Origin of the sequence: Pseudomonas sp. MB-090624, assembly GCF_003205245.1 — a bacterium.
Taxonomy (GTDB): domain Bacteria; phylum Pseudomonadota; class Gammaproteobacteria; order Pseudomonadales; family Pseudomonadaceae; genus Aquipseudomonas; species Aquipseudomonas juntendi.
The window spans coordinates 1-19908 of record NZ_QJRK01000061.1 but is presented as its reverse complement, the minus strand read 5'-3'; the positions used below and the strand labels follow the sequence as shown (position 1 = coordinate 19908).

The 19908-nt window shown below is 62.9% G+C and carries 22 protein-coding genes; 21 read left to right on the top strand and 1 reads right to left on the bottom strand.

Annotated elements, in window-relative coordinates; all coding sequences use genetic code 11:
- Positions 1 to 181: 181 nt before the first annotated feature.
- The gene (gene suhB / locus DMX12_RS25965) at positions 182 to 1000 is read right to left on the bottom strand and encodes an inositol-phosphate phosphatase (RefSeq protein ID WP_009682045.1); all 819 of its coding nucleotides are present in this window, start codon (positions 998 to 1000) and stop codon (positions 182 to 184) included.
- 151 nt (positions 1001 to 1151) lie between these two features.
- Between suhB and trmJ the strand changes: the two genes are divergently transcribed.
- The 21 genes from trmJ (at position 1152) to DMX12_RS25860 (ending at position 19744) form a co-directional block, all read left to right on the top strand.
- Positions 1152 to 1907: a tRNA (cytosine(32)/uridine(32)-2'-O)-methyltransferase TrmJ gene (gene trmJ / locus DMX12_RS25960; protein ID WP_110679841.1), complete on the top strand. Its 756-nt coding sequence runs from the start codon at positions 1152 to 1154 to the stop codon at positions 1905 to 1907.
- A 3-nt stretch (positions 1908 to 1910) separates the two neighbouring features.
- Positions 1911 to 2696: a serine O-acetyltransferase gene (cysE, locus tag DMX12_RS25955; RefSeq protein ID WP_054911408.1), complete on the top strand. Its 786-nt coding sequence runs from the start codon at positions 1911 to 1913 to the stop codon at positions 2694 to 2696.
- 178 nt (positions 2697 to 2874) lie between these two features.
- A complete protein-coding gene (gene iscR / locus DMX12_RS25950; RefSeq protein WP_008092572.1) occupies positions 2875 to 3366 on the top strand; it encodes a Fe-S cluster assembly transcriptional regulator IscR in 492 nt (163 codons plus the stop codon).
- 45 nt (positions 3367 to 3411) lie between these two features.
- The gene (locus DMX12_RS25945; protein ID WP_009682042.1) at positions 3412 to 4626 is read left to right on the top strand and encodes an IscS subfamily cysteine desulfurase; all 1215 of its coding nucleotides are present in this window, start codon (positions 3412 to 3414) and stop codon (positions 4624 to 4626) included.
- A gap of 46 nt (positions 4627 to 4672) precedes the next feature.
- Positions 4673 to 5059, top strand: coding sequence for a Fe-S cluster assembly scaffold IscU (iscU, locus tag DMX12_RS25940; RefSeq protein ID WP_003248539.1), 387 nt, complete (start codon positions 4673 to 4675; stop codon positions 5057 to 5059).
- A 28-nt stretch (positions 5060 to 5087) separates the two neighbouring features.
- Positions 5088 to 5411, top strand: coding sequence for an iron-sulfur cluster assembly protein IscA (iscA, locus tag DMX12_RS25935; protein WP_003248536.1), 324 nt, complete (start codon positions 5088 to 5090; stop codon positions 5409 to 5411).
- Between the two features lie 8 nt (positions 5412 to 5419).
- The gene (gene hscB, locus DMX12_RS25930; RefSeq protein ID WP_054911407.1) at positions 5420 to 5941 is read left to right on the top strand and encodes a co-chaperone HscB; all 522 of its coding nucleotides are present in this window, start codon (positions 5420 to 5422) and stop codon (positions 5939 to 5941) included.
- Positions 5942 to 5983: 42 nt separating this feature from the next.
- Positions 5984 to 7846 carry a Fe-S protein assembly chaperone HscA gene (gene hscA / locus DMX12_RS25925; RefSeq protein ID WP_054881952.1) on the top strand — a complete coding sequence of 621 codons (1863 nt, stop codon included), beginning with the start codon at positions 5984 to 5986 and terminating at the stop codon, positions 7844 to 7846.
- Positions 7847 to 7849: 3 nt separating this feature from the next.
- Positions 7850 to 8191, top strand: a complete 342-nt coding sequence (gene fdx / locus DMX12_RS25920; protein ID WP_023533300.1) for an ISC system 2Fe-2S type ferredoxin — start codon at positions 7850 to 7852, stop codon at positions 8189 to 8191.
- 10 nt (positions 8192 to 8201) lie between these two features.
- Positions 8202 to 8402, top strand: a complete 201-nt coding sequence (gene iscX, locus DMX12_RS25915; protein WP_009682037.1) for a Fe-S cluster assembly protein IscX — start codon at positions 8202 to 8204, stop codon at positions 8400 to 8402.
- An 88-nt stretch (positions 8403 to 8490) separates the two neighbouring features.
- Positions 8491 to 8916, top strand: a complete 426-nt coding sequence (ndk, locus tag DMX12_RS25910) for a nucleoside-diphosphate kinase (RefSeq protein ID WP_009682036.1) — start codon at positions 8491 to 8493, stop codon at positions 8914 to 8916.
- 28 nt (positions 8917 to 8944) lie between these two features.
- On the top strand, positions 8945 to 10090 hold the full coding sequence (rlmN, locus tag DMX12_RS25905) for a 23S rRNA (adenine(2503)-C(2))-methyltransferase RlmN (protein WP_009682035.1): 1146 nt from the start codon (positions 8945 to 8947) through the stop codon (positions 10088 to 10090).
- A 14-nt stretch (positions 10091 to 10104) separates the two neighbouring features.
- Positions 10105 to 10866, top strand: coding sequence for a type IV pilus biogenesis/stability protein PilW (gene pilW, locus DMX12_RS25900; RefSeq protein WP_110679840.1), 762 nt, complete (start codon positions 10105 to 10107; stop codon positions 10864 to 10866).
- Positions 10863 to 11867 carry a RodZ family helix-turn-helix domain-containing protein gene (locus DMX12_RS25895; RefSeq protein ID WP_110679839.1) on the top strand — a complete coding sequence of 335 codons (1005 nt, stop codon included), beginning with the start codon at positions 10863 to 10865 and terminating at the stop codon, positions 11865 to 11867. The genes pilW and DMX12_RS25895 overlap by 4 nt, the downstream gene beginning before the upstream one ends.
- 3 nt (positions 11868 to 11870) lie before the next feature.
- On the top strand, positions 11871 to 12980 hold the full coding sequence (ispG, locus tag DMX12_RS25890) for a flavodoxin-dependent (E)-4-hydroxy-3-methylbut-2-enyl-diphosphate synthase (protein WP_009682032.1): 1110 nt from the start codon (positions 11871 to 11873) through the stop codon (positions 12978 to 12980).
- A gap of 25 nt (positions 12981 to 13005) precedes the next feature.
- A complete protein-coding gene (gene hisS / locus DMX12_RS25885; RefSeq protein WP_110679838.1) occupies positions 13006 to 14295 on the top strand; it encodes a histidine--tRNA ligase in 1290 nt (429 codons plus the stop codon).
- Positions 14296 to 14333: 38 nt separating this feature from the next.
- Positions 14334 to 14975, top strand: coding sequence for a tetratricopeptide repeat protein (locus tag DMX12_RS25880; RefSeq protein WP_110679837.1), 642 nt, complete (start codon positions 14334 to 14336; stop codon positions 14973 to 14975).
- Complete coding sequence (gene bamB, locus DMX12_RS25875) at positions 14976 to 16118, top strand: outer membrane protein assembly factor BamB (protein ID WP_009682029.1); 1143 nt, start codon at positions 14976 to 14978, stop codon at positions 16116 to 16118. It abuts the gene before it with no gap.
- Between the two features lie 116 nt (positions 16119 to 16234).
- On the top strand, positions 16235 to 17698 hold the full coding sequence (gene der, locus DMX12_RS25870; protein ID WP_009682028.1) for a ribosome biogenesis GTPase Der: 1464 nt from the start codon (positions 16235 to 16237) through the stop codon (positions 17696 to 17698).
- Between the two features lie 118 nt (positions 17699 to 17816).
- Positions 17817 to 18965 carry a pyridoxal phosphate-dependent aminotransferase gene (locus DMX12_RS25865; RefSeq protein WP_110679836.1) on the top strand — a complete coding sequence of 383 codons (1149 nt, stop codon included), beginning with the start codon at positions 17817 to 17819 and terminating at the stop codon, positions 18963 to 18965.
- On the top strand, positions 18953 to 19744 hold the full coding sequence (locus DMX12_RS25860) for an amidohydrolase (RefSeq protein WP_029885485.1): 792 nt from the start codon (positions 18953 to 18955) through the stop codon (positions 19742 to 19744). Before DMX12_RS25865 ends, DMX12_RS25860 begins: the two co-directional genes overlap by 13 nt.
- Positions 19745 to 19908: the final 164 nt, after the last annotated feature.

The window sequence follows — 19908 nt, the reverse complement described above, 5'->3', positions numbered from 1 at the left end:
CTTGCGTCGCGAAAGGGGCGCGCAGCGGCCCCAGGGTCTGTGACCCATCAGAGATTGTCGGGGCTGCTTTGCAGCCCTTTCGCGACACAAGGCCGCTCCCAAAAAATGCGGATTGTGGACGGCTCCGGCAGGCACAAAAAAGCACCCCGAGGGGTGCTTTTTGTTTGCCAGCAATCCGCGCTTAGCGCTTCAGGCTTTCTGGCAGGTGTGGCTGGATAGCGGTCAGCACGGCCTTGAAGCACTTGATGTTGCCCGCAACGATGTGGCCTTTGTCGAGGAAGTCGTGGCCACCGTTGAAGTCGCTCACCAGGCCACCGGCTTCCTGGATCAGCAGCACGCCAGCGGCCATGTCCCACTCGGACAGCCCCGATTCCCAGAAGGCGTCGAAGCGGCCGGCAGCAACGTAGGCCAGGTCCAGGCTGGCAGCGCCGGCGCGGCGGATGCCGGCAGTCTGGCCGGTCAAGGCGCGGAACATGCCCAGGTAGTTGTCGAGGTCGGCCATCTGGCTGTCGCGGAACGGGAAGCCGGTACCCAGCAGGGCGCCTTCCAGGCTGGTGCGCGAGCTGACACGCAGGCGGCGGCCATTGAGTTGGGCGCCACGGCCACGGCTGGCGGTGAATTCTTCCTGGCGAACCGGGTCGACGATCACGGCGTGCTCAAGGCGGCCACGGTATTTGCAGGCGATGCTGACAGCGAAGTGCGGGATGCCACGCAGGAAGTTAGTGGTGCCGTCCAGCGGGTCGATGATCCACAGGTAATCCTTGCCCTCTTCACCGGTGCCGGCGTGCAGGCCGGTTTCTTCACCCTGGATGGAGTGGTTCGGGTAGGCCTTGCGCAGGGCGTTGACGATGGTCTGCTCGGCGGCGCGATCGACTTCGGAAACGTAGTCCTTGGCCTCTTTCTCATCGACCTTGATGCTATCCAGGCGTTCGATGGAGCGGAAAATCAGTTCACTGGCGCTGCGAGCGGCGCGCAGGGCGATATTCAGCATAGGCTGCATGGGCGGGTCACCTGGAGATGTTAAAGAAGAAAGCCGATCATTCTAGCAGAAAACTGTGGCGGCAGAAGGGGCACATTTGCTTTCGTGGCGTTACGTCTGTCGGTTCTGTAAGATCCAAGCCCCTGATTCCTGCATCTGTGAGCACAACACCTTGCTGCAAAATATTCGTGTTGTTCTGGTCAATACCAGCCACCCCGGCAACATCGGCGGCGCTGCGCGTGCCATGAAAAACATGGGCTTGTCGCGCCTGGTGCTGGTGCAGCCGAAAGAGTTCCCCGCCGTGGATGCCAGTGCCCGCGCCTCTGGTGCCGACGATGTGCTGGACAATGCCCAGGTGGTCGACAGCCTCGAACAGGCCCTGGTCGGCTGCAACCTGGTGATGGGCACCAGCGCCCGCGAGCGCAGCATTCCCTGGCCGTTGATCGGCCCGCGTGAATGTGGCGAAAAGGCGGTGGTGCATGCCAATGGTGGCGAAGAAATCGCCCTGGTGTTCGGGCGCGAACACGCCGGCCTGACCAACGAAGAACTGCAGCGATGTCACTTCCACGTGCACATTCCCTCCAACCCCGACTTCAGCTCGCTGAACCTGGCTGCCGCCGTGCAAGTGCTCGCCTATGAGGTGCGCATGGCCTGGTTGGCCGCCGGTGTGGCACCGGCCCGGGTCGAGAAGGTGGATGCCAGCGAGCTGGCGACCATGGACGAAATGGAGCTGTTCTACGACCACCTGGAGAAAACCCTGGTGGGCATCGGCTTCCTCGACCCTGCAAAGCCCAAGCACCTGATGCCGCGCTTGCGCCGGCTGTACGGGCGGGTGGCGGTCGAGCGTTCGGAAATGAGCATTTTGCGCGGCATCCTGACCGAGACCCAGAAAGTGGTCCGGGGCGAGCCGCATAAACGGAAGGACTGAAAGATGTTTGAACGCCTGCGTGAAGATATTCAAAGCGTATTCCACCGTGACCCGGCTGCGCGCAATGCCTTCGAGGTGCTCACCTGCTACCCGGGCATGCATGCCATCTGGCTGCATCGCCTGGGTAATGCCTTGTGGCGGCGCGACTTCAAGTGGCTGGCGCGCCTGGTCTCGAACTTTGGCCGCTGGCTCACCGGTATCGAGATTCACCCGGGTGCCACCATCGGCCGGCGTTTCTTCATCGACCACGGCATGGGCATCGTCATCGGCGAAACCGCCGAAATCGGCGATGACGTCACCCTGTACCAGGGCGTTACGCTGGGCGGCACCAGCTGGAACAAGGGCAAGCGCCACCCCACCCTGGAAAACGGCGTGGTGGTAGGGGCGGGGGCCAAGGTGCTGGGCCCGTTCACCGTGGGTGCGGGGGCCAAGATCGGCTCCAATGCGGTGGTGACCAAGGCGGTCCCGGCCGGTGCCACGGCAGTGGGCATCCCCGGGCGCATCATCGTCAAGAGCGAAGACAGCGAAGTGGAGGCCAAGCGCAAGGCCATGGCCGAGAAGATCGGCTTCGACGCCTACGGCGTGAGTGGCGACATGCCCGACCCGGTGGCGCGCGCCATTGGCCAGATGCTCGACCACCTGCAGGCCGTCGACGAGCGGCTGGAGGGTATGTGCGGCGCGTTGACGAAAATGGGCAGTGACTACTGCGCCAAAGAGCTGCCGGCCCTGCCTGAAGATGACTTCACCGAAGCGGCCCAGGCCGTCAGGCGCGACACTCAGCCGCATTGATTGCGCCGCGGCGCACCGAGGTAGACATACGGGGCGTGTGCTCACGCCCCTCGTCTGCTACAATCGCGCCGCCTCCCAGATGCAAACCCGACTAAAGCAGTAGGTCTAATAGTTGACTTAAATGCTCGGGAATCGCATACTTGCACACATCCCGAAACTCCCGTGGTACCCAATAGCCATGCGACTGACTACCAAAGGCCGATACGCCGTGACTGCCATGCTCGACCTGGCGTTGCACGCGCAGCATGGGCCGGTGTCTTTGGCCGATATTTCCGAGCGCCAGGGCATTTCCCTCTCTTATCTGGAGCAGCTGTTCGCCAAGCTGCGCCGTAGCAGCCTGGTTTCCAGTGTGCGCGGCCCAGGTGGCGGCTATCAGCTGTCGCGCGGTATGGAAACCATCCAGGTGGCACAGGTCATCGACGCGGTCAACGAATCGGTCGATGCCACCCGTTGCCAGGGCCTCGGGGACTGCCATGCCGGTGATACCTGCCTGACCCACCACCTGTGGTGCGACCTCAGCCAGCAGATCCATGAATTCCTCAGCGGCATCAGCCTGGCCGACCTTGTCATGCGCCGTGAGGTGCAGGAAGTCGCCCAGCGCCAGGACTTGCGTCGTGTCGCAGGCCGAACCGCCCAGCTGGACAAGATTGAGACGTCTGCCGTCGATTGACCCTTAGCCACGACGAGCGACGCCACCGCCTGATAGGAGAGACAAATGAAGTTGCCGATCTACCTCGATTACTCCGCGACCACGCCGGTTGACCCACGCGTCGCCCAGAAAATGGCCGAATGCCTGCTGGTTGACGGGAACTTCGGTAACCCGGCTTCGCGCTCCCACGTGTTCGGCTGGAAGGCCGAAGAAGCGGTCGAGAACGGCCGCCGCCAGGTTGCCGAGCTGATCAACGCCGACCCGCGCGAGATCGTCTGGACCAGCGGTGCCACCGAGTCCGACAACCTCGCCCTCAAAGGCGTGGCGCACTTCTATCAGACCAAGGGCAAGCACATCATCACCTCCAAGATCGAGCACAAGGCGGTACTGGATACCGCTCGCCAGCTGGAGCGTGAAGGTTTCGAAGTCACCTACCTGGAGCCAGGCGAAGACGGTATCGTCACCCCGGCCATGGTCGAGGCCGTGCTGCGTGACGACACTATCCTGGTGTCGCTGATGCACGTGAACAACGAAGTCGGCTCGATCAACGACATCGCCGCCATCGGTGAGCTGACCCGTGCGCGTGGCGTGCTGTTCCATGTCGATGCCGCCCAGTCGGCCGGCAAGGTGGAAATCGACGTGCAGAAGCTGAAGGTCGACCTGATGTCGTTCTCGGCGCACAAAGCCTACGGCCCGAAAGGCATCGGCGCGCTGTACGTCAGCCGCAAGCCGCGTGTGCGTCTGGAAGCCATCATCCACGGTGGTGGTCATGAGCGCGGCATGCGTTCGGGCACCCTGCCGACCCACCAGATCGTCGGCATGGGCGAAGCATTCGCCATCGCCAAGCAGGAAATGGCCGCCGAAAACGTACGCATCAAGGCCCTGAGCGACCGCTTCTTCAAGCAGGTCTCCAGCCTTGAAGAGCTGTACGTCAACGGTAGCCAGACTGCCCGCGTACCGCACAACCTGAACCTGAGCTTCAACTACGTCGAAGGCGAATCGCTGCTGATGTCGCTGAAGGACATCGCCGTATCTTCCGGTTCGGCGTGCACCTCCGCGTCGCTCGAGCCGTCGTACGTACTGCGTGCTCTGGGCCGCAACGACGAGCTGGCGCACAGCTCGATCCGCTTCTCCTTCGGCCGCTTCACCACCGAAGAAGAAGTCGACTACGCCGCGCAGAAAGTCTGCGAGGCCGTCAACAAACTGCGTGAACTGTCGCCGCTGTGGGATATGTACAAAGACGGCGTTGACATCTCCAAGATCGAGTGGGCCGCCCACTAAGCAGTCGCCGGCAAGAGCGGCTCCCTGATGAGGAAGGAATTGCACCATGGCATACAGTGAAAAGGTCATCGACCACTACGAAAACCCACGCAACGTCGGCAAGATGAATGCCGAAGACCCGGATGTCGGTACCGGCATGGTCGGCGCCCCTGCGTGTGGCGACGTGATGCGTCTGCAAATCAAGGTCAACGAACAGGGCGTGATCGAAGACGCCAAGTTCAAGACCTACGGTTGCGGTTCGGCCATCGCTTCCAGCTCCCTCGCTACCGAGTGGATGAAGGGCAAGACCCTGGACGAAGCCGAAACCATCAAGAACACCCAGCTGGCAGAAGAACTGGCGTTGCCGCCGGTCAAGATCCACTGCTCGGTACTCGCCGAAGATGCCATCAAGGCAGCTGTGCGCGATTACAAGCAGAAGAAAGGCTTGATCTAAGCCGCCTGTTGCGAGGTAAGGAGTCCTGATGGCTATCAGCATGACAGAAGCCGCCGCCAACCACATTCGCCGCTCCCTCGATGGGCGCGGCAAAGGTGAGGGCATTCGCCTGGGCGTGCGCACCACCGGTTGCTCGGGCCTGGCCTACGTGCTGGAGTTCGTTGACGAGCTGGCCGACGAAGACCAGGTGTTCGAAAACCACGGCGTCAAGGTGATCATCGATCCCAAGAGCCTGGTGTACCTCGACGGTACCGAGCTGGACTTCGTCAAGGAAGGGTTGAACGAAGGCTTCAAGTTCAACAACCCCAACGTGCGCGGTGAGTGTGGCTGCGGCGAAAGCTTCAACGTTTGAGGCCGGCTGTGGGTACTCCTTGTCACTACGCATTGTTTGACCTCCAGCCAAGCTTCCGCCTGGATCTCGACAAGCTGGCCACTCGCTACCGAGAGCTGGCCCGCGAAGTCCATCCCGACCGTTTTGCCGACGCCTCCGAGCGGGAGCAGCGGGTCGCGCTGGAAAAGTCCGCAGCCCTCAACGACGCCTACCAGACGCTGCGCAGTGCGCCGCGTCGTGCCCGCTATCTGCTGGCCATCAGCGGTCACGAAGTGCCCCAGGAAGTCACGGTCCACGACCCGGACTTTCTGTTGCAGCAGATGCAGTGGCGCGAAGAGCTGGAAGAGCTGCAGGACGAAGCCGACCTGGACGGCGTAGCGGCATTCAAGAAGCGCTTGAAGGCCGCCCAGGACTCGCTGAACGAGGATTTCGCTGCCTGCTGGGATGTTCCCGCCGAGCGCGACAAGGCTGAGCGCCTGATGCGCCGCATGCAGTTCCTCGACAAGCTCGCCCAAGAAGTGCGCCAACTGGAAGAGCGCCTCGACGATTAACCCGGTGTCGCCCGTGATGGCACCTAAGGTACTCAGATAAGCATGGCCCTACTGCAGATTGCCGAACCCGGTCAAACCCCTCAACCGCACCAGCGTCGCCTGGCGGTGGGCATTGACCTGGGTACCACCAACTCCATGGTCGCCGCCTTGCGCAGCGGCCGCAGCGAGCCCCTGCCTGATGCGCAGGGTAACGTCATTCTGCCGTCCGCGGTACGCTACCTCGACGGGCGTATCGAGGTGGGGCAGGCCGCGCGTGAGGCCGCTTCCAGCGACCCGCTGAACACCGTGCTGTCGGTCAAGCGCCTGATGGGGCGCGGCGTTGCCGACGTCAAGCAGTTGGGCGAGCAACTGCCTTACCGCTTTGTCGGCGGTGAGTCGCACATGCCGTTCATCGATACCGTGCAGGGCCCGAAAAGCCCGGTGGAAGTGTCCGCCGACATCCTCAAGGTGCTGCGTGAGCGGGCCGAAGCGACCCTGGGTGGCGAGCTGGTAGGCGCGGTGATCACCGTGCCAGCTTACTTCGACGACGCGCAGCGCCAGGCGACCAAAGACGCTGCACGCCTGGCAGGCCTGAACGTGCTGCGCCTGCTCAATGAGCCGACCGCCGCTGCCGTGGCCTACGGCCTGGACCAGAACGCCGAAGGCGTGGTGGCCATCTATGACCTGGGCGGCGGTACCTTTGACATTTCCATCCTGCGCCTGACGGCCGGTGTGTTCGAAGTGCTGGCCACCGGCGGCGATACCGCCTTGGGCGGCGACGATTTCGACCATGCCATCGCCGGCTGGATCATCGAGCAGGCCGGTCTTTCCTCCGACCTGGACCCGGCCACCCAGCGCGCACTGCTGCAGACTGCCTGCGCTGCCAAAGAGGCCCTGACTGACGCCGACGTGGTCACTGTCAGCCACGGTGCCTGGCAAGGTGAGCTGAGCCGTGTTGCCTTCGACGCCATGATCGAGCCGATGATCGCCCGCAGCCTCAAGGCTTGCCGCCGCGCGGTGCGCGACAGCGGCGTTGAAATGGACGAAGTCAGCGCCGTGGTCATGGTCGGTGGCTCGACCCGCGTGCCGCGTGTGCGCGATGCGGTGGGTGCGCTGTTTGGTCGTACGCCGCTGACCTCGATCGACCCGGACCAGGTGGTGGCCATCGGCGCCGCGATTCAGGCCGATACCCTGGCCGGCAACCGCCGCGAAGGTGGCGAACTGCTGCTGCTCGATGTCATTCCGCTGTCGCTTGGCCTCGAAACCATGGGCGGGCTGATGGAGAAGGTGATCCCGCGCAACACCACCATTCCGGTGGCGCGTGCCCAGGAGTTCACCACTTACAAAGACGGCCAGACGGCCATGATGATCCACGTGCTGCAAGGCGAGCGTGAGCTGATCAGCGACTGCCGCTCGCTGGCGCGTTTCGAGCTGCGTGGCATTCCGGCCATGGTCGCCGGCTCGGCAAAAATCCGCGTCACCTTCCAGGTGGATGCCGACGGCCTGCTCAGCGTTGCTGCGCGCGAGCTGGGTTCGGGCGTGGAAGCCAGCATCCAGGTCAAGCCGTCCTACGGCCTGACCGACGGCGAAATCGCCCGCATGCTCAAGGACTCGTTCGAACACGCCGGTTCCGACAAGCATGCCCGCCAGTTGCGCGAGCACCAGGTGGACGCCGAGCGCCTGCTCGAAGCGGTACAGGGCGCCCTGGACGCCGACGGCGAACGCTTGCTCAGCAGTGACGAGCGCGACGCCATCGAATTCCAGATGCAAGAACTACGTGATTTGCTGGCGGGCACCGATGGCGCAGCCATCGAGCAACAGACCAAGCGTCTGTCGCAGGTGACCGACGCATTTGCCGCCCGTCGCCTTGATTCGACGGTCAAAGCCGCACTGGCCGGGCGCAACCTGAATGAGATCGAGGAGTAATCGATGCCGCTGGTAACCTTCCTGCCGCATGAGAAGTTCTGCCCTGAAGGCCTGACCGTGGATGTGCCAGCCGGGACCAACATCCTGGAGCTGGCCCACGACCATCACATCGAGATGGAAAGCGCCTGTGGCGGGGTAAAGGCTTGCACCACCTGCCACTGTATTGTTCGCAAAGGTTTCGATTCGCTCGAAGAAGCCGACGAGCTGGAAGAGGACATGCTGGACAAGGCCTGGGGCCTGGAGGCGCAGTCGCGCCTGGGTTGCCAGGTGGTGGTCGCCGACCAGGACCTGACCATCGAGATCCCCAAGTATTCGCTGAACCACGCTGCCGAAGCACCGCACTGAGGGCCTGTACATGAGTCTGAAATGGGTTGATGTACTTGAAATCGCCATCCAGCTTGCAGAAAGCAAGCCGGAAGTCGATCCTAAATATGTGAATTTCGTCGACCTGCACCGCTGGGTGCTGGCATTGCCAGAGTTCAGCGACGATCCGTCACGCGGCGGTGAGAAAGTGCTTGAGGCAATCCAGGCCGCCTGGATTGACGAAGCCGACTAAGCGTTGCGTGCAGGTTAGGCAATCCCCTCGAACCCGCGTATAATTCGCGGGTTTAATTTTTCGTAACACTCATATTCTGGAGTTTTCCATGGCTGTTCAACGTACTTTCTCGATCATCAAGCCTGACGCCGTTGCCAAAAACGTCATCGGCAAGATCACCACCCGTTTCGAAGAAGCCGGCCTGAAAATCGTTGCCTCGAAAATCAAGCAACTGTCCAAAGCCGAAGCCGAAGGCTTCTACGCTGAGCACAGCGAGCGCGGCTTCTTCGGTGACCTGGTTGCCTTCATGACTTCCGGTCCGGTCGTTGTTCAGGTCCTGGAAGGCGAAAACGCCATCGCCAAGAACCGTGAGCTGATGGGCGCTACCAACCCTAAAGAAGCTGCTCCTGGCACCATCCGCGCCGACTTCGCCGAGTCCATCGACGCCAACGCCGTTCACGGTTCGGACTCCGAAGCTGCTGCTGCTCGCGAAATCGCTTACTTCTTCGCTGCTACCGAGGTAACCACTCGCTAAGCGAAAGCTTACGGGTGAGGGTGAATCCATGACGACATCTACTGGCAAAATCAACCTGTTGGGCCTGACCCAGCCGGAAATGGAACAATTCTTCGACTCTATCGGGGAGAAGCGCTTCCGCGCCGGCCAGGTGATGAAATGGATTCACCATTTTGGCGTGTCCGATTTTGCGGCCATGACCAACGTTGGCAAGGCCTTGCGCGAGAAGCTCGAGGCCGTTGCCGAGATTCGCCCCCCGGAAGTGGTCAGTGAAGACATTTCCGCCGACGGCACCCGCAAGTGGGTGATCCGCGTTGCCTCCGGCAGCTGCGTCGAAACCGTCTACATTCCTACCGACGACCGCGGCACCCTGTGCGTATCGTCGCAAGCCGGCTGTGCCCTGGACTGCAGCTTCTGCTCCACCGGCAAGCAAGGCTTCAACAGCAACCTCACCGCCGCCGAAGTGATCGGCCAGGTGTGGCTTGCCAACAAATCCTTCGGGACCGTCCCTGCCAAAATCGACCGCGCCATTACCAACGTGGTGATGATGGGCATGGGCGAGCCTTTGCTGAACTTCGACAACGTCATCGCCGCCATGAAAATCATGATGGATGACCTCGGCTACGGCATTTCCAAGCGTCGCGTCACCTTGTCCACCTCGGGCGTGGTGCCAATGATCGACGAACTGGCCAAGCACATCGACGTGTCGCTGGCACTGTCGCTGCACGCCCCTAACGACGAACTGCGCAACAAGCTGGTGCCGATCAACAAGAAGTACCCGCTGAAAATGCTGCTGGAATCGTGCATGGGCTACATGGCCACCCTGGGCGGCAAGCGCGTGCTGACCATCGAGTACACCCTGCTCAAGGACGTCAACGACCAGCCAGAGCATGCCGCGCAAATGATCGAGCTGCTGCGCGACGTGCCGTGCAAGATCAACCTGATCCCGTTCAACCCGTTCCCGCATTCGGGCTATGAGCGGCCTAGCAACAATGCCATTCGTCGTTTCCAGGACCTGCTGCACCACGGTGGTTTCAACGTGACCACCCGTACTACCCGTGGCGACGACATCGACGCTGCCTGCGGTCAGTTGGTGGGGCAGGTCAACGACCGCACGCGCCGCAGTGAGCGCTATATTGCTGTGCGCCAACTGTCTGCGGATGTCGAGCTGCAAGACAGCGCCGCCAGCCACTGACCGGGACCTTGCCCATGAGCCTGCGCGCCGCGCTGTCGATCCTTGCGCTTTCGCTGCTGGCCGGCTGCGTGTCGGGCGGCGCGAGCGACCCGCTGGGCAGCCGCCAGGGCAGGGCCGAAGCGGGGCGTGCCTACGTGCAGCTTGGGCTGGGTTATTTGCAACAGGGTTTGACCGAACAGGCCAAGGCGCCACTGGGCAAGGCCCTGGCCCTGCACAGCAGCGATGCCGATGCGCACGCGGCCCTGGCGCTGGTGTTCCAGGCCGAAGGTGAGCCGGCGCTGGCCGAAACACACTTTCGCAAGGCCCTGCAAAGCAGCGTCGGCAATACGCGAATTCGCAACAACTACGGCAGTTTCCTTTATGCTCAGGGGCGATTTGCCGAGGCCGAGCAGATGTTTCGCCTGGCCAGTGCCGATACCCTGTATCCTGAGCGCTCGCGCGTATACGAGAACCTTGGCCTGACTGCCTTGAGGCTCGAACGCCGCGACCAGGCACAGGCCTATCTGGTGAAAGCATTGCAGCTCAACCAGCGGCAACCCAGGGCGTTGCTGGAAATGGCTGAGTTGTCCTACGAAAACAGGCATTATGTGCCGGCCCGGGACTACTACGATCGTTTCAGCGAGCTGAGCGCGCACGATGCCCGTAGCCTGCTGCTGGGCAGCCGCCTTGCCAGGGTGTTCGACGAGCAGGGCGCACTGGCCGAAACGGGCCAGCAATTACAACGACTTTATCCCGGTACGCCGGAATATCAGCAATACCTGTCGGAGCAACGATGAACGCCGCGCATCCCGAAGTAGCAGTAGCGCCTGGCCAGAACCCCGGTGAGCTTTTGCGCCTGGCCCGTGAGAAACGGGACTGGTCGCAAGCCGAGGTGGCCCGCAAGCTAAACCTCACTGTCAGTTCGCTGAACCACGTGGAAACCGGCGCCTTCGACAAGCTGCCCGGGCATACGTTTGCCCGTGGCTACATACGTGCCTACGCCAAGCTGCTGGACCTGGACCAGGCTGCGCTGGTCGATGCCTTCGACCGCTACACCGGTACCCATGCCAAGGGCAGCGACGTGCATTCGCTGGGCCGCATCGAAGAGCCGACGCGCCTGTCGCACAACATCCTGCGCGGCGTCAGCCTGCTGTTGCTGCTCGCCGTGGTCGGTGGCGGTTTCGTCTGGTGGCAGGACCAGGGCAGCCTGCGCGGCAAGGACCTGGCCAAGATGGCCCTGGAGCATGTCGAAGTCGAAAGCGCCGACGGCACCACCCAGATCCACCCGCTCGATGAGCCTGAAGACCAGGCCGTTACCGCCGGCCAGCAGGCTGAGACTGCACCGCTGCCGTTGGCGCAGGGCGCGGGCGAACAACCCGCTGCAGCTGGCGAGCAGCCGGCGGCGGGTACAGCCACAGAGCCAGCCGCTGGGGCGGCAACTGCCCAGCAGGCGCCCGTGCAGGCAGTCGCCAGCACCCCGGCGGCCACAGCGGCGCCTGTAGCTCCCGTTACGGCCGCGCCGGCCGCAGCCAGTGAGCCTGCGCCAGTGCCGGCCGGTAGCGGCAAGGTCGCCATTCAGTTCACCGCCGATTGCTGGACCCAGGTTTCCGACGGCAACGGCAAGGTGCTGTTCAGCGCCATCAAGCGCAAAGGGGACAACCTCGAACTGACCGGCAAGCCGCCGTTCGCGGTACGCCTGGGCTTCGCCCGGGGCGCCCAGGTCAGCTACAACGGCCAGGCCGTCGATGTTGCCCCGTTCACCAGTGGCGAGACTGCTCGCCTGAAGTTGGGACAGTAAGTCATGCACGGCGAATCTCCGATCAAACGTCGCGAATCCCGCAAAATCTGGGTCGGCAATGTGCCGGTGGGTGGTGATGCCCCCATCGCGGTGCAGAGCATGACCAACACCGACACCAACGATGTGGCCGCCACCGTGGCGCAAATTCAGCGCCTGGTCGATGCCGGCGTGGACATCGTGCGGGTATCGGTGCCAGACATGGACGCTGCCGAAGCCTTCGGCAAGATCAAGCAACAGGTGAGCGTGCCGCTGGTAGCCGATATCCACTTCGACTACAAGATCGCCCTGCGGGTGGCCGAGCTGGGCGTCGATTGCCTGCGTATCAACCCGGGCAACATCGGCCGCGAAGACCGTGTGCGCGCAGTGGTGGACGCCGCCCGCGACCGCGGCATCCCGATCCGCATCGGTGTCAACGCCGGTTCGCTGGAAAAAGACCTGCAGAAGAAGTACGGCGAGCCTACCCCGGCCGCGCTGGTCGAGTCGGCCCTGCGCCATGTCGAGCACCTCGACCGCCTGGACTTCCAGGACTTCAAGGTCAGCGTCAAGGCCTCCGACGTGTTCATGGCCGTGGAGGCCTACCGCCTGTTGGCCAGGCAGATCGTGCAGCCGCTGCACCTGGGCATCACCGAAGCCGGTGGCCTGCGTTCAGGCACGGTGAAATCCGCCGTCGGCCTCGGTATGCTGCTGGCCGAAGGCATTGGCGATACCATTCGCATCTCCCTGGCGGCCGACCCGGTCGAAGAAGTGAAGGTCGGCTACGACATCCTCAAGTCGCTGCACCTGCGCTCGCGCGGCATCAACTTCATCGCCTGTCCGAGCTGCTCGCGGCAGAACTTCGATGTGGTCAAGACCATGAACGAGCTGGAAGGGCGCCTGGAAGACTTGCTGGTACCGCTGGACGTGGCAGTGATCGGTTGCGTGGTCAACGGCCCGGGTGAAGCCAAGGAAGCCCATGTCGGCCTGACTGGCGGCACGCCGAACCTGATCTACATCGACGGCAAGCCGGCGCAGAAACTCACCAACGACAACCTGGTCGATGAGCTGGAAAAACTCATCCGCCAGAAAGCGGCCGAAAAGGCCGAAGCCGACGCGGCGCTGATCGTCCGTGGCTGACACACAGAATTCGTAAGGACTTTTCGTGAGCAAATCGCTGCAAGCCATTCGTGGCATGAACGACATCCTGCCAGAACAGTCGCCGCTGTGGCGCTACTTCGAAGGCACTGTCGCCGGCCTGCTGGACACCTACGGGTACAGCCAGATCCGCACGCCGATCGTCGAGTTCACCGAGCTGTTCAAGCGCTCGATCGGCGAAGTGACCGATATCGTCGAAAAAGAGATGTACACCTTCGAGGACCGCAACGGCGACTCGCTGACCTTGCGCCCTGAAGGCACCGCCGCCTGCGTGCGTGCCGTGCTCGAGCACGGCATTACCGGTAACGGCCAGGTGCAGAAACTGTGGTACATCGGCCAGATGTTCCGCCACGAACGCCCGCAGAAGGGCCGTTACCGCCAGTTCCACCAGATTGGCGTGGAAGTGTTCAACCTCGACGGCCCGGACATCGACGCCGAGCTGATCATGCTGACCTGGCGCCTGTGGGGCCTGTTGGGCATTCAGGACGCGGTCAAGCTCGAACTCAACAGCCTCGGCACCAGCGAGGCCCGCGCCCGCTACCGTGATGCGCTGGTCGAGTTCCTGTCCGCACGCCTGGAGCAGCTGGATGAAGACAGCCAGCGCCGCCTGAAAAGCAACCCGCTGCGCATTCTCGACAGCAAGGACCAGAACACCCAGGCGGTGCTGGTTGGGGCGCCAAAGCTGGAAGACTATCTGGACGAACCTTCACGCGTGCACTTCGAGGGCCTCAAGGCTCGCCTGGAGGCCGCCGGCATTCCGTTCGTGATCAACACCAAGCTGGTGCGTGGCCTGGACTACTACAGCAAGACCGTATTCGAGTGGGTGACCGACAAGCTCGGCGCCCAGGGCACCGTGTGTGCCGGTGGCCGCTACGACGGCCTGGTCGAGCAGATGGGCGGCAAGCCGACCACCGGCGTTGGTTTCGCCATGGGTATCGAGCGTCTGATCCTGCTGCTGGAAACCCTGGGCAAGGTGCCGGAGTCCATCAGCCGTACTGTCGACGTCTACCTGTGTGCCTTTGGCGAGCAGGCCGAGCTGGCCGGGCTGCGCCTTTCCGAAGGTTTGCGCGACCGTTTGCCGGGCTTGCGCCTGGCCGTCAACGCCGGCGGCGGCAGTTTCAAGAGCCAGTTCAAGAAAGCCGATAAAAGCGGTGCGCTGTTCGCCCTGATCCTCGGTGACGACGAACTGGCCAAGCAAGTCATCGGCTTGAAGCCACTGCGTGGCCAGGGCGAGCAACAGAACATTGCCTGGGATGCTCTTGCCGAGCACCTGCAAACCGCGATCGCGCAGGCGTAACGCGGTTCAACAACGAATAGGCGAAAAGGAGTATTGGGGTGTCGAGTACTGATGATGATGACCTGGCAGGGGTCAAGGACTGGTGGAACCGCAATGGCAAGCCGCTGCTGATTGGCGCATTGCTGGCAGGTGTGGTGGTGCTGGGCTGGAATACCTGGCACAAGTACCAGAACAACCAGTCGCAAGGGGCCTCACAGTTGTACCAGGCCCTGCTCGAAACCAGCCTGACGCCAAGCGGTCAGCCCGACGCCACCAAGGTCGCGGAACTGGCCGGCAAGCTCAAGAGCGAGTTTGGCGGCACGGCCTATGCCCAGTACGGTAGCCTGTTCGTGGCCAAGGTCGCGGTCGAGAGCGGCAAGCTCGACGACGCCGCCGCCGAGCTCAAAGGTGTGCTGGACAAGCCTGCCGATGCCACCCTGGGCGAAATCTCGCGCCAGCGCCTGGCTCGCGTGCTGGCCGCCCAGAACAAGGCCGAGGATGCCCTGAAGCTGCTTGACGGTGATGCCGACAAGGCGTTCCTGGCCAGCCGTGAAGAGTTGAAGGGTGACCTGCTGGTGCAACTGGGTCGCGCCAGCGACGCGCACAGCGCTTACGAGAAAGCCAAGGCTGCGTTGTCCGATGACGCCGCAGTCGGTGGCCTGCAATTGAAGCTGGATGACCTGGCTAAAGGGGACGCGTAAGTGATCGGTTGGAAACATGCAGCAGTGCTGACCCTGGCCGTACTGGCCGCAGGTTGCAGCAGCAACAGCAAGAAGGAACTGCCCCCGGCCGAGCTGACCAAGTTCACCGAGGAAGTGGTGCTGAAGAAGCAATGGAGCCGTTCGATCGGTGACGGCCAGGGTGAAACCTACAACACCCTGGTACCGGCCATCGAGAACGACCGCATCTACGCCTCCGACGTACACGGCGACGTCTATGCCCTCGATCGCATCACCGGCGACGTGGTCTGGAACAAGGACCTGGAGCTGCCGGTTTCCGGCGCAGTGGGCGTGGGTTACGGCCTGGTCATGCTCGGCACCCTCAAGGGTGAAGTCATTGCCCTGGATTCCAGCACCGGTGAAGAGCGCTGGCGCTCCCGCGTGACCAGCGAAGTGCTGGCCCCGCCTGCCAACAACGGTGACGTGGTCGTGGTGCAGACCCAGGACGACCGCCTGATCGGCCTGGACGCCGCTACCGGCGACCGCCGCTGGATCTACGAAAACACCCCGGCCGTACTGACCCTGCGTGGCACCGGTGCGCCGATCGTCACCAACCGCCTGGCCATTGCCGGCCTGTCGACCGGCAAGGTGGTGGCGGTGGACATCAACAACGGCGTGCCGGTGTGGGAAAGCCGCGTGGCCATTCCCCAGGGCCGTTCCGAGCTGGAGCGCGTGGTCGACATCGATGGCGGCCTGCTGCTGTCTGGTCAAACCCTGTATGTCAGCACTTACCAAGGCCGCGTAGCGGGCCTGGACCTGGAAAGCGGCCGTGTGCTGTGGCAGCGTGATGCCTCCAGCTACGTGGGTGTCGCCCAGGGCTTCGGTAACGTTTACGTCAGCGAAGCTTCAGGCACTGTCGAAAGTGTCGACGAGCGCACTTCCAGCGCCCTGTGGTCCAACGACAGCATGGCCCGTCGCCAGCTCTCTGCGCCGGAAGTGTATTCCAGCTACGTGGCCGTGGGCGACTTCGAAGGTTACCTGCACCTGCTGAGCCAGGTCGATGGGCGCTTCGTGGGCCGTGAGCGTATCGACAGCGATGGCCTGCGCGCCCGCCCACTTGTGGTCGGTGACACCATCTATGTCTTCGGCAACAGCGGCAAGCTCGAGGCACTGACCATCCGCTGAAGCTATGCTTGAAGCCTTGGCGGGCTTCAAGCCGCGGCGCAGGAAGCGCCGCCCGTACTCCGGCCGCTGCCTTGCAGCGGCCTTTGCATTTTCAAGAATTCGAGAGTGGAGAGCCGATGGTTCCCGTAATTGCCCTGGTGGGCCGCCCGAACGTCGGCAAATCCACCATGTTCAACCGCCTGACCAAGACCCGCGATGCCATCGTCGGTGACCTGTCGGGCCTGACCCGTGACCGCCAGTATGGTGATGCCAGCTGGCAGGGTCGTTCCTTCATCCTGATCGACACCGGCGGTATCACCGGTGACGAAGTGGGCATGGACGAGAAAATGGCCGAGCAGTCGCTCATGGCCATTGAAGAGGCCGACTACGTCCTGTTCCTGGTCGATGCCCGCGCCGGCATGACCGCCGCCGACCAGATGATTGCCGAGCACCTGCGCAAGCGCAACAAAGAGGCGATTCTGGTCGCCAACAAAATCGACAACATCGACGCCGACGTGGCTCGCGCCGAGTTCTCGCCGCTGGGCATGGGCAACGCCATTCCGGTAGCCGGTTCCCAGGGCCGCGGTATCAACGCGCTGATGGAAGCCGTGCTCGGCCACCTGCCGCGCGACCAGGTCGAGGAAGCCCTGGACGCCGATGTCGCCGAAGGCGAAGAGGCTGTGCGCATTCCGGGCCCGAGCGAAAAGGATGGCATCAAGATCGCCATCATCGGCCGCCCGAACGTCGGCAAGTCGACCCTGGTCAACCGCATGCTCGGTGAAGAGCGTGTGGTGGTGTACGACCAGCCAGGCACCACCCGCGACAGTATCTATATTCCGTTCGAGCGCGATGGCGAGAAGTACACGTTCATCGACACTGCCGGCGTGCGCAAGCGTGGCAAGATCCACGAGGAAGTCGAAAAGTTCTCGGTGGTGAAGACGCTGCAGGCGATCAAGGACGCCAACGTGGTGATCTTCGTCATGGACGCCCGCGAAGGTGTGGTCGACCACGACTTGAACCTGCTGGGCTTTGCCCTGGAAGCCGGGCGCGCGATCGTCATTGCCCTGAACAAGTGGGACGGCATGCAGCCGGGCGAGCGTGACTACGTCAAGACCGAGCTGGAGCGCCGGCTGTTCTTCGTCGACTTCGCCGACATCCACTTCATTTCCGCCTTGCATGGCACTGGCGTGGGCAACCTGTACAAGTCGGTGCAGGCTGCCTTCAAGTCGGCGGTCACCCGCTGGCCGACCAGCCGCCTGACGCAAATCCTCGAAGATGCGGTGAGCGAGCACCAGCCGCCGCTGGTCAACGGTCGTCGCATCAAGCTGCGCTATGCCCACCTCGGCGGGGCCAACCCGCCGCTGATCGTGATCCACGGCAACCAGACCGAGAAGATTCCCAAGTCGTACTCGCGCTACCTGGAAAACACCTACCGCCGTGTGCTGAAGCTGGTCGGCACGCCGATCCGCATCGAATACAAGGGCGGTGAGAACCCGTACGAGGGCAAGAAGAACACCCTCACAGACCGCCAGGTCAACAAGAAGCGCCGGCTGATGTCGCACCACAAGAAGGCCGAGAAGAAGCGCCGCGACAAGCGCTGACCAGTTGCAAGCTGCAAGCTGCAAGTAAAAGCAGGCCGCGTTTCTCGCTGCTTTTTCTTGTGGCTTGCAGCTTGAAACTTGTAGCTTATAGCTCTCAGTCCCCAGGAAAGAGGGCTCCATGATCCGCAGCAAACTGCCGAATGTCGGCACGACCATCTTCACCACCATGTCCCAGCTCGCCGTGCAAACTGGCGCGTTGAACCTGTCGCAGGGGTTCCCCGATTTCAACGGCCCGCAGGCGCTGCTCGATGCAGTCGGCCGGCATGTGGCCGCCGGGCATAACCAGTATTCGCCGATGACCGGCCTGCCGGCCCTGCGCCAGCAGGTGGCGACCAAGGTTGCGCGGCTGTATGGCGCGCAGGTGGATGCCGACCAGGAAGTGACCATCACCCCCGGCGCCACCGAGGCGATCTTCTGCGCCATCCAGGCGGTGGTGCATGCCGGTGACGAGGTGGTCGTCTTCGATCCGTGCTACGACAGCTACGAGCCTTCGGTGGAGCTGGCCGGTGGCCGTTGCGTGCATGTGCAATTGAGCGATGGCGACTTCCGTATCGACTGGCAGAAGTTCAGCGATGCCCTGAGCCCGCGCACGCGCATGGTCATCCTCAATTCACCGCACAACCCCAGCGGCGCCCTGATCACCCGCGAAGACCTCGACCAGTTGGCGCAGCTGATTGCCGACCGGGATATCTACCTGGTCAGCGACGAGGTCTACGAGCACCTGGTCTACGATGGGGTACGCCACGCCAGCGTGCTGGCCCATGCACAGCTGTACCCGCGCGCCTTCGTGGTCAGTTCGTTCGGCAAGACCTACCACGTCACCGGCTGGAAGACCGGTTACGTGATCGCCCCGCCGGCGCTGAGCGCCGAACTGCGAAAGGTGCACCAGTACGTCAACTTTTGCGGCGTCACCCCGCTGCAGTGCGCGTTGGCCGACTTCATGGCCGAGCACCCGGAGCACATCGATGAGTTGCCGGCCTTTTACCAGGCCAAGCGCGACCTGTTCTGCAGCTTGCTGGAGGGTTCGCGATTGCGCTTTACCCGCACGGCGGGCACTTATTTCCAGCTGGTGGACTATTCGCACATACGCCCGGACCTGAATGATGTCGACATGGCGCTGTGGCTGACCCGTGAGCACGGCGTGGCGACCATTCCGGTGTCGGTGTTCTACCAGCAACCCATCCCCGAGCAACGCCTGGTGCGCCTGTGCTTTGCCAAACGAGAGGAGACGCTGCGCCAGGCAGCGGAGAAACTATGCGCGATCTGAGCACATTGCCGAACCTGAAAATCGCCCTGGTGCAGACTACCCTTGCCTGGCATGACCGCGAGGCCAATTACGCGCACTTCGAGGTACTGCTTGAGCAGGCCGGTGAAGTGGACCTGGTGATCCTGCCAGAGATGTTCACCACGGGGTTTTCCATGCAATCGGAAAGCCTGTGCGAGCCTGAGAATGGCCCCACCTACAAATGGCTCAAGGCGCAGGCCAAAAAGTACAACGCGGTGATTACCGGAAGCGTGATCGTGCAGGCGGCCGATGGCAGCCACCGCAACCGGCTGCTGTGGGCGCGCCCGGATGGCGAGATTCTGCACTACGACAAGCGCCATCTGTTCCGCATGGCGGGCGAGCACAAGCATTACACCCCGGGCGAGCGCCAGGTGCAGTTCGAGCTCAAGGGCTGGCGGATTCGCCCGCTGATCTGCTACGACCTGCGCTTCCCGGTATGGAGCCGCGACGCCCAGGACACCGACCTGCTGCTGTACACCGCCAACTGGCCGGCCGCTCGCCGCCAGCACTGGAACCGCCTGTTGCCGGCGCGGGGCATCGAGAACCTGTGCTATGTGGCCGCGGTGAACCGGGTGGGTACGGACGGCAAGGGCTTTGCCTATTCAGGTGACAGCCAGGTGCTGGACTTCCAGGGTGAGAGCCTGCTGAGTGCCGGTGAGGCCGATGGGGTGTTTACCGTGGTGCTGAGTGCGGCGGAGCTGGCGGCGTATCGCACCAAGTTCCCGGCCAACCTGGATGCCGATACCTTCGAGCTGCATTAATTGCAAGACCGGCCCTATCGCCGGCGAGCCAGCTCCCACCTGTGGGAGATTCTATGGTTCCTGGCAAGGGTAGCCGGAGCATCTTCAGCGCCTGTGAGATCGAGCGCCGCCCGCGCGGCGCAATCGCGAGCTGCGCTCGCTCCTACGTTTGTTTCGGGCCAGTA

Excerpts from the sequence above, each read along its gene's own strand:
- iscR (WP_008092572.1), top strand. The coding sequence starts at position 2,875 with ATGCGACTGACTACCAAAGGCCGATACGCCGTGACTGCCATGCTCGAC.
- ndk (WP_009682036.1), top strand. The coding sequence starts at position 8,491 with ATGGCTGTTCAACGTACTTTCTCGATCATCAAGCCTGACGCCGTTGCC.
- fdx (WP_023533300.1), top strand. The coding sequence starts at position 7,850 with ATGCCGCTGGTAACCTTCCTGCCGCATGAGAAGTTCTGCCCTGAAGGC.
- der (WP_009682028.1), top strand. The coding sequence starts at position 16,235 with ATGGTTCCCGTAATTGCCCTGGTGGGCCGCCCGAACGTCGGCAAATCC.
- DMX12_RS25860 (WP_029885485.1), top strand. The coding sequence starts at position 18,953 with ATGCGCGATCTGAGCACATTGCCGAACCTGAAAATCGCCCTGGTGCAG.
- DMX12_RS25945 (WP_009682042.1), top strand. The coding sequence starts at position 3,412 with ATGAAGTTGCCGATCTACCTCGATTACTCCGCGACCACGCCGGTTGAC.
- iscX (WP_009682037.1), top strand. The coding sequence starts at position 8,202 with ATGAGTCTGAAATGGGTTGATGTACTTGAAATCGCCATCCAGCTTGCA.
- suhB (WP_009682045.1), bottom strand. The coding sequence starts at position 1,000 with ATGCAGCCTATGCTGAATATCGCCCTGCGCGCCGCTCGCAGCGCCAGT.
- cysE (WP_054911408.1), top strand. The coding sequence starts at position 1,911 with ATGTTTGAACGCCTGCGTGAAGATATTCAAAGCGTATTCCACCGTGAC.
- hscA (WP_054881952.1), top strand. The coding sequence starts at position 5,984 with ATGGCCCTACTGCAGATTGCCGAACCCGGTCAAACCCCTCAACCGCAC.
- DMX12_RS25895 (WP_110679839.1), top strand. The coding sequence starts at position 10,863 with ATGAACGCCGCGCATCCCGAAGTAGCAGTAGCGCCTGGCCAGAACCCC.
- ispG (WP_009682032.1), top strand. The coding sequence starts at position 11,871 with ATGCACGGCGAATCTCCGATCAAACGTCGCGAATCCCGCAAAATCTGG.
- iscU (WP_003248539.1), top strand. The coding sequence starts at position 4,673 with ATGGCATACAGTGAAAAGGTCATCGACCACTACGAAAACCCACGCAAC.
- iscA (WP_003248536.1), top strand. The coding sequence starts at position 5,088 with ATGGCTATCAGCATGACAGAAGCCGCCGCCAACCACATTCGCCGCTCC.
- pilW (WP_110679840.1), top strand. The coding sequence starts at position 10,105 with ATGAGCCTGCGCGCCGCGCTGTCGATCCTTGCGCTTTCGCTGCTGGCC.
- rlmN (WP_009682035.1), top strand. The coding sequence starts at position 8,945 with ATGACGACATCTACTGGCAAAATCAACCTGTTGGGCCTGACCCAGCCG.
- DMX12_RS25865 (WP_110679836.1), top strand. The coding sequence starts at position 17,817 with ATGATCCGCAGCAAACTGCCGAATGTCGGCACGACCATCTTCACCACC.